The organism is endosymbiont of Riftia pachyptila (vent Ph05), from assembly GCF_000224455.1.
GTDB lineage: Bacteria > Pseudomonadota > Gammaproteobacteria > Chromatiales > Chromatiaceae > Endoriftia > Endoriftia persephonae.
In genome coordinates this window covers 1-7,802 of the sequence record NZ_AFOC01000127.1, presented here as the reverse complement: position 1 = coordinate 7,802, position 7,802 = coordinate 1, and the positions used below count along the sequence as shown (strand labels likewise).

The 7,802-nt window shown below is 51.2% G+C and carries 8 protein-coding genes and 1 pseudogene; 2 read left to right on the top strand and 7 right to left on the bottom strand.

Annotated features, from left to right (window positions below):
• The 7 genes and pseudogenes from RIFP1SYM_RS14890 to RIFP1SYM_RS18645 all read right to left on the bottom strand — a co-directional run.
• A pseudogene (locus RIFP1SYM_RS14890) lies at positions 1-618 on the bottom strand (DEAD/DEAH box helicase); the annotation flags it as partial.
• Between the two features lie 198 nt (positions 619-816).
• Positions 817-1,371, bottom strand: a complete 555-nt coding sequence (locus RIFP1SYM_RS14885; RefSeq protein ID WP_240992137.1) for a P-loop NTPase family protein — start codon at positions 1,369-1,371, stop codon at positions 817-819.
• Positions 1,372-1,393: 22 nt separating this feature from the next.
• Positions 1,394-3,223 (bottom strand): DEAD/DEAH box helicase, encoded by a 1,830-nt coding sequence (locus RIFP1SYM_RS14880; RefSeq protein ID WP_006474440.1) that lies wholly within the window; start codon positions 3,221-3,223, stop codon positions 1,394-1,396.
• A complete protein-coding gene (locus RIFP1SYM_RS14875) occupies positions 3,223-5,637 on the bottom strand; it encodes a type I restriction-modification system subunit M (RefSeq protein WP_005966275.1) in 2,415 nt (804 codons plus the stop codon). Before RIFP1SYM_RS14875 ends, RIFP1SYM_RS14880 begins: the two co-directional genes overlap by 1 nt.
• A 15-nt stretch (positions 5,638-5,652) precedes the next feature.
• Complete coding sequence (locus RIFP1SYM_RS18650; RefSeq protein ID WP_276123753.1) at positions 5,653-6,045, bottom strand: N-6 DNA methylase; 393 nt, start codon at positions 6,043-6,045, stop codon at positions 5,653-5,655.
• On the bottom strand, positions 5,975-6,169 hold the full coding sequence (locus RIFP1SYM_RS19085) for an N-6 DNA methylase (RefSeq protein WP_420855222.1): 195 nt from the start codon (positions 6,167-6,169) through the stop codon (positions 5,975-5,977). The genes RIFP1SYM_RS18650 and RIFP1SYM_RS19085 overlap by 71 nt, the downstream gene beginning before the upstream one ends.
• Positions 6,160-6,690 carry an HsdM family class I SAM-dependent methyltransferase gene (locus RIFP1SYM_RS18645; protein ID WP_081417779.1) on the bottom strand — a complete coding sequence of 177 codons (531 nt, stop codon included), beginning with the start codon at positions 6,688-6,690 and terminating at the stop codon, positions 6,160-6,162. The genes RIFP1SYM_RS19085 and RIFP1SYM_RS18645 overlap by 10 nt, the downstream gene beginning before the upstream one ends.
• On the opposite strand from RIFP1SYM_RS18645, the gene RIFP1SYM_RS14865 reads away from it, so the two are divergent.
• Both RIFP1SYM_RS14865 and RIFP1SYM_RS14860 read left to right on the top strand, forming a co-directional pair.
• Positions 6,668-7,309, top strand: coding sequence for a hypothetical protein (locus RIFP1SYM_RS14865; RefSeq protein ID WP_138921797.1), 642 nt, complete (start codon positions 6,668-6,670; stop codon positions 7,307-7,309). The genes RIFP1SYM_RS18645 and RIFP1SYM_RS14865 overlap by 23 nt on opposite strands.
• 26 nt (positions 7,310-7,335) lie before the next feature.
• Positions 7,336-7,728, top strand: coding sequence for an ATP-binding protein (locus RIFP1SYM_RS14860; protein WP_039960660.1), 393 nt, complete (start codon positions 7,336-7,338; stop codon positions 7,726-7,728).
• Positions 7,729-7,802 lie beyond the last annotated feature (74 nt).

Below are 7,802 nucleotides of genomic sequence, written 5' to 3'. Positions count from 1 at the left end.
CGAGGCATCGTCGTCCCACGCAACCGGAAGCATCCCATCCTGAATCGACCAAACCTCATCTTCAGGCGTGTCGTGTCCCTCCATGAATTCACGCCATAACCGATGACTTCCATGCGTTGGCCAGTCTTCGTTTTCGCTAAGTTCTCTTACAGCATCTGACGCCAGCCAAATTCGCAGACCTTTTGACGAATCAAAAGTCGCCTGGGTGTCAGCAACAGCTTTGACTGCCCCCGTCCTTGAACTGAATCCGGCCTGCATCAGTAACGCGGCCGACCTGTTCAACGTGCCTGTTTCTACGGCTGGAGCCGCTAAGCCCGTTTCATAATCGGTAAAGTCCCAGAAATTTATCCCGTCAGTCACCTTGTCATCATTTGCTTCGGCACGAACTCGGATAGCCTCCATTCCCCACGGAAGGCGATAAATCAGGGCATCCTCGATGAAGCGTAACACTTCAGGGTCATCATTAGCATGGTCAGCAATCGGCTGACCTTTTAACCACGTTGACAAAATGTCCCGCCAATCAACGGGCAAAGGATCGGGACGAAATGGCGGGATTTCGAAAAGCAACTCATCCAATTTTCCTATTGAGTCGACCGCAAGGTCTTCATCGGCAGTCATAATCCCACTGTTTGCGTTTATGAGATGCACATTTGCCTGAGCCGCTATCTGATCGAGCTTGTTTCCGCTGGTTAAACCGACTCCGGCTAAAAAATACCCTCGCCGCTGGTGGCTATCTTGAGCTTAGTTGGCGAACGTGAATTTCAGCTAGACGAAATTACGAACCAATTGGACGAGCTGCTTTCGTCATCTTTGTGGTCAAGGCTTCTTGCGCGGAATGACGAAGTGCGGATGGTTTTCGAGGATGCACTTCGTTCTCGCACGAAATTTATCTGGCAGAACACGAACAGCCGTATCAAGTAGAGCTAAATTTCGCTCCCAATCGACCTCTGCTTGTGCTCTTTGCTGCTCAGGCTCTCCTTGCAACATTGGGAACTGCCACCCGGCGGCATTGTTCATCACATACTCTTGAAGGTGCTCTATCCCTGGCTCGTCTAAACAAGAGTTCATACGGGTCAGCAATCTATTAACCAAGAGCGCCAACCCACTTTTAAGTTGTTGTTCGTTGACACCATTGACAAGCTTTTTCCACTGGCTTTCCCGCCAATCGTGCTTATCAAATATCGGAAATAAGACCAATCCTTCGACATCCACAAAGGCTCGCCCTGCTCTTCCAATAACGTTCCTGAACTGCGCAACATCAATCAGCCGATACTCACCATTACGGTAATGCTGAATCGAATGCATAATCACCGTTGTGGCGGTCAGATTTAGTCCTTGCGCAAGCGTTGGGGATGAGACAGTTACCCTCAAGATGCTTTTTCTTAGGAGATGTTCAACTTCTTTCCGATACGGCTTTTGGCAAAGCGCCATGGTGTATGGCAACTCCTAGTTCCAGGCACATTAAAATGGGGTGATTGTTACCGAACCACTCACGACCAATCGCCAATGCTGATGCGATCTCACTTGGATCATGTTCTAAAGCGGAATTGAGCAACCCCTGCTTGTTTAATCTAACGATCAATTCTGGGTAAGCATTAACAGATCGTCTTTCGGGGCAATAGATCAACACCGAGTGGCCATCTTCAAGTAACCGCCAAGTCGTAGCCAGAACCAATTCCTGTTGGCCGTTAGGGAACAACTTCTTTCTTGTCCCTTTAGTAGCCGCCCTCGCATTGAAAAAGGTTGGCACATAGGGAGATTCATCCCCCACAGCAAGTTCCAGACGTGCACGATTATTGCGCCACATAATCTGGCCGTAACGAACTCGGGTGGGCTTCCAGTCGCAGGTGACTGCTCCACCCTCTTTATCGCGTCTTAACCAGTCGACGAAATCGTCAAACTGATCGCCATCGGGCAATATCGCAGACAAACATACAATGCGACGTTGATCCGCATCTTCTCTCTTAAGCAACCGTTGAACTTGCACTTCGTATCTGACTTCCCTTTCTCCAAAACCAATCATATGGCCTTCATCCAATACAATGAGGCCGACATCATCAATGATTGATGGATCATTTCTCAGTGCAAAATCAAATTTTTCGGGCGTTGCGACAACAATATCCCTGGCTTTCAACATGTCGCTTTCAAAAGAGCTTGTACCGATACTTCCGTAGAGCGCTGATACGTACTTCCCTAATGGTGTAAAAGTCCGTTGCAAGCCAGCTTCTGTCTGAGCAGACAAGGCTCTTAAAGGAGTTATGAAAACAACCCGCTTTCCCTCTGAAAGGCAGCGCAAAATACAAAGCTCCGCGATTCGGGTTTTTCCAGCACTAGTAGGAAGGGAAACTACGAGATCATCATGTGAATCAGTGGTGCGTCGGGCGGCTTCAATCTGTGATGGCCAGAGTTCGATCTCTGCTCGACTTCGTTTGTACATCGAAGCAATGAACAGATCACGTAACGCCAGCCAGTCTGGTTCAGTTTCTCCAAGCGGATTTCGCGGCAACACCTGATGGAAACTGGACTTCCACAAATCGTCGATCAGGTGGCTGGCTAGCCGAAAGCACCACCATTGCGGAACCATGTTCAAAGTGGCTGCTGACTCAAGACCATTGCGAAGAATAGAAATAGCTGAAGACACCAGTTCTACTTGACCGGTTTGCAACGCGGTCAAATACGTACCTAAGCCCGACAAGAAGTGTTCCTCTAATGCTTCGTCGATGGCTGCGATTATTGGGTTGGTTTCGTCGTCTTGATCGACATTTTCCGCACTCTCAGCAATGCTATTTATTAATGCCTGCTCGTTAGCAGACCCATCAAGTCGCCAGGTAACAATCTCCTGTTCCAATGCGTCCAGAGAACGCACGATCAGCAAAGCCAAAGCTTTCTCTATGCGTGACAAATTTCCTTCGTTGATCGACGCATGGAGCATTGAGTATGCTCGTGCAGATAGTCCTGCCATATGGAACGCCGAAGACGAAAGTAGACTGATGAAGTCTTTTTGGGAATCCGATGGGTCCCCTTTCGAAACAACTGCTTCCAATGCGTCGCCAGCGTGTTCGAATGCTGACCTAGCTATATTAGGGTCACCCTGAGCTTCTCGAACTCGCATCCCCAAAGACAACAGAGCTTCACCGTAAGTAAGAAGGTCATATGACAAAAGTTGAGAGTCAGCACCACTCGGCTTGTAGGCGTCATATCTTGGGAAAGCCAACTGCTCCATCACGTACCCCCCTGAGTGTCGCTGCCAAAGCTGACCAATTTCCTCAGCAGCCCTTCGGTTTCCGCCTCCAGCATCAGAATGTCGCGGGTGACCTCTTCGAGTGAGCGCAATGGCTTGTGCCGGTAGAAGTACTTGTTGAAACTGATCTCATAGCCGATTCTGGTTGCGCCGAGGTTGATCCAGGCTTCGTCCACATGTGGGCGCACCTCGCGCAGGAAGTAGGTGTGGATATCCTCCTTGAGCGGCACGTTCTCGGTGTCACGCAAATCGGAGTCGGTTTCGTATTCGATGTACTCGCCAGTCGTGCCGGTATGCCAGTAGCCAAAATCGCTGAGCATCTCTTCCGTACATTCAAAATCACCGAAGGAGAGGTCGGTAAGCAGCTTTTCGAGCTTATCACCCTTGAGCTTGTGGACCCGCTTGATGACCTTCTCCGCCTCGTCCTCACGCCAACTGACCGCGTTGTAGATCTGATTCTTTTCCGAGGCGGTGAGTTTGATGCCCAGTAACTTGAGGGTGTCTTCGACCAGTGAGCGGAAGATGTTGAAGTCCATGTGCAGTTCCTGACCTATGGCCTCCATGAGCTTTTCGGCGGTCTGCATCAGTTCGCGCTGCGCCTTCCAGGCTTTCGGGTCGAGTAGTAACTTCCTGTTCTTGGCCGTCAGGCTGATGTCTTTGCGATCCAGATGGTCCTCGATGGCCTGTTTGTGATCTTTCAGTTCGTCATAGATCGTATCGCCCCAACGCTCATAAGCCCATTCCATGAGTTCAGCGACAGCCGGTGCAAATCGTAATGCGGCCACACGCTCCGGCGTGAACTGCGCCGCTTTGCGGCTCGGGCGTTCGATGGTGACCTTGTAGTAGCCGAAGTCGTCGTTATGGAAAACCCTGGAGATGCCGGTCGCTCCCGACATCCCTGCCTCCCTCGACATTGGGGCGTCCTGCCCGGCATCATCCGCCATCGTCGTGTACAGACCGACGATCTGCTGGATATGCTCCGGCGCAAACTCGCAGTTTTTGTCGCCCAGGTTCTTGCGCAGCTTGCGGTACAGCTTGGAGGCGTCGATCAGTTGCACCTTGCCCTTGCGGTTGGGCGCCTTGTTGCTGGTCAGCACCCAGATGTAGGTGGTGATGCCGGTGTTGTAGAACAGATTGTTCGGCAGCTGGATGATGGCTTCGAGCAGGTCATTCTCAATGATGTATCGACGGATATTGCTCTCGCCGCTCCCCGCATCGCCGGTAAACAGGGAACTGCCGTTGTGTACCGAGGCGATACGCGAACCGAGGGGGCTGTCGCTGGTGGACTTCATCTTGTCCACCATCTCCATCAGGAACAGAAGCTGGCCGTCTGAAGAACGTGGTATGGCCGGTACGGTTTCTTCGTTGCCGCGAAAGTCGGTTAGGACCACTTCAAACCGGCTATCGAGTATTTCCTTACCATCGACGATGGCCTTGTGGTCCGCCTTCCAGGACTTGCCGTAAGGTGGATTGGAGAGCATGAAATCGAAGCGTGTGCCTGCAAACTCGTTGGTGGCCAGTGTCGAGCCGTTCTTGATGTTCTCGGGGTTGTTGCCCTTGATCATCATATCGGACTTGCAGATGGCGTAGGTCTCGTCGTTGATCTCCTTCCCGTACAAGAATATGGAGTCCGGCGCGACATGGAATGGACCATCCGGGTCTTCCAAATAGTTCTGAGACTCCGTCAGCATGCCACCGGAGCCACAGGCCGGGTCGTAGATCAGTATGGTGGGCGGTAGCTGGCCCTGGACCGGGTCGAACAGCAGGTGGGTCATCAGGTGGATGACCTCACGGGGGGTGAAGTGCTCACCGGCCTCTTCGTTGTTCTCTTCGTTGAACTTGCGAATCAGCTCCTCGAAGACGTAGCCCATCCCCAGGTTGGTCAGCGGCGGGAGCTTGCGCCCTTCCGGGTCTATGGCCTCGACCGGGGACAGGTTGATGTGCCTGGAGACGAACTTGTCCAGCACATCGTACAGCACATCCTTGGCAGCCATGTGCTTAGCTTGGCGGAGCAGGTCGAACTTGTCGACGATTTCCCTCACGTTGGGGCTGAAGCCGTCCAGATAGAGCTTGAAGTTGGCTTCCAGCTGCTGACGGTTATTCGAGGCGGTATCGACAATCTTCTGAAGGGTGAACGGCGAGGTGTTGTAGAACACATAGCCCGAGGCATCTTTCAAGCCCATCGGGTCGAGTTCGGTGAAGCCGTTGTCGCGCTGGAACTTCACTTCCTCCATCACGGCATCTTTGGTGCCTTCGAGCAGGCAGTCCAAGCGCCGCAACACGAACATCGGCAGGATCACGTCGCGGTACTTGCCGCGCACGTACACGTCGCGCAGGCAGTCGTCGGCGATTGACCAGATGAAAGAGACGATTTTGTTGTGGGATAAGTGGTCCATTCTCGGTACTTCTCGTTATGTATTGTTGTTATCGACCAGCTCATGGATTAAATCCTTCAAGCTGGCATTAATTGAGTGGCTAAGTTCGGTGATTTCTCGAACAAGCGTCTGCTCTTCTTTTTGCAATGTATCCAGGTCGAAATTCTCGTCGTCGGCCAGAGGGCGGACATATCGCTGAATGCTGCAATTAAAGCTATTCGATTTAATTTCCTCCAGCGAGGCCAAATGTGATTGCTCGGTTTTGGCTTCACGGGCTTGATAAATCGAGGTGATCTTCTCGATGTTTTCAGTGATCAAGACATTTTGTCCACGGGTGAACTGGTAGTCATTGCTCGCATCAATGAAGAGTACGGAATCGTCTGGTTTGTCCATTCGGAAAATCAGCACAGCAATGGGAATTGCTCGTATTCGGAAGCAACCGATCTGGCAGAACTACGACAGCATCCAGTAGGTTGTGCTCGATTAAGCGCTGGCGAATATCGCCATCACTTCCGCCGCGATACAGAACGCTCAGGCTAGTTATCACAGCCATTCGGCCATGATCTTGATTGAGTGAGGCAAGCATGTGCTGAATGGCCGCAAAGTCGCCTTATTGGTATCGCCAATTGGGGGTTGAGAAACGACCACATCGAAGCGCTTAAGCCGATTCTCAATATCGATCAATTGAGGTGCACGAATGCTATCACCTAAAGCGATTCGATGGTTTACATGGCCATTTAGATAGAGGTTGAGTTTCGACAGGCTCCAAGCGGATTGACTGCGTTCTTGCCCAAACATCGCATTATGCGCAGCTTTATCACGCTCCAAGGCATCGTTTACGCAACTCAGAAGCAATGAGCCTGAGCCACAGAACGGGTCGCACAGGGTTTCACCACTGCGCAAGGCAAGCAGTTTCGCAACTAAAGCTGACACTCCGACTGGAGTAAAAGGAACATCAGCCACATGTCCTCTTACGCTTGAGAGCCGCTCAAGCAATAACGAAAACAACCTACCCACAACAGCAGTGTCGGACAATTGAGTCGAGCTGAGATTGAAGGAGTTAGAGCACTTCATCGTTCATGAATACCACCACACACCGCATTCAGGCTTGAGAAATCAGACGCCTTATGAGAAATGGCAAGAAGGCATCAAACATTCACCAGTGGTCCCTATTGAAGACCTGGAAGACCTGAATCTTCTTCGCGGACTGCCTAAGCGAAGCACCCTACAGCGACACGCTGGCATTTTTTATGAGTACGAGACTTTCCGCCACGAAGAGTTGGCGGATATCTATGACTACTTGTTGTCCGTCCAGAAGTCGGGGCGAATCATAATCGATTACTTCGTCGACGAAAACAACGCCGGGGCTATCTCGGTTGTGGACCCCCGTCCTGGAAGTAACGGCAGGCTCATCAATGTTCGGAACAAGGAATGGGATATCGCCGAAGGGCGGTCTTTCTATGACTTAAAAGCGACACGTGCGGGCCGGAAAACCAAAACCAATCAGGCACCGCTTGTTACCGACGAGGAAGTCAAGGTCAAGCCTAGGGGCAAGAACAAGAAACCTGGGGACGATGTGCCGTTCCTGGATGACGAACCAACCATTCGCGCCACCAAACAGTCTTTCGAACCGCCTTCGACTATTGCACCCAAGTGCGGACGAGTTGCAGCTCCCGATTACTTCACTTTCTGACAATTCTTTTGACGAGGAGGATGACGATGACTTCTGAGATTAAGCTAAAAGACCAAACAGTCCGTTTCAAGCAACAACTGTTCTTTGATGGCCGAGTCAAAGGCGGTTTCAAGGCAATTGAGAAATGCCATAAGACTGCTGGCTTCCACGATGCAAAATCCATGTTCATGGTGGGACAATCTGGAGTTGGTAAAAGCACCATCGCAAAAGGCTACAGTGATGCCTTCCCCCAAATTGATCGTGGCGAGTACACCGAAATGGAGGTGATTTACTGCCGTTTACCTTCAGATACATCGTTAAAAGGTCTACTTCAGTACTTACTGAAGGCCACCGGTTGCACAGCTGCCACCGCAGCGCTTAGTAAGGCAAATTCGCTACGCGCATTTCGATCTCAACGAAACAGCCCGTTTCATCGATAAGCTACCGAAAGCCAAAGATTCTGGCGAATCTATGCCAATTTCGCAGTTGAAAGATGTGCTACCGCTTTTCGCTG

Bases quoted from the DNA above. Each gene is read 5' to 3' on its own strand.
- RIFP1SYM_RS19085 (WP_420855222.1), bottom strand. From the start codon at position 6,169: ATGGCTGTGATAACTAGCCTGAGCGTTCTGTATCGCGGCGGAAGTGAT.
- RIFP1SYM_RS14875 (WP_005966275.1), bottom strand. From the start codon at position 5,637: ATGGACCACTTATCCCACAACAAAATCGTCTCTTTCATCTGGTCAATC.
- RIFP1SYM_RS18645 (WP_081417779.1), bottom strand. From the start codon at position 6,690: ATGAAGTGCTCTAACTCCTTCAATCTCAGCTCGACTCAATTGTCCGAC.
- RIFP1SYM_RS14860 (WP_039960660.1), top strand. From the start codon at position 7,336: ATGACTTCTGAGATTAAGCTAAAAGACCAAACAGTCCGTTTCAAGCAA.
- RIFP1SYM_RS14880 (WP_006474440.1), bottom strand. From the start codon at position 3,223: ATGGAGCAGTTGGCTTTCCCAAGATATGACGCCTACAAGCCGAGTGGT.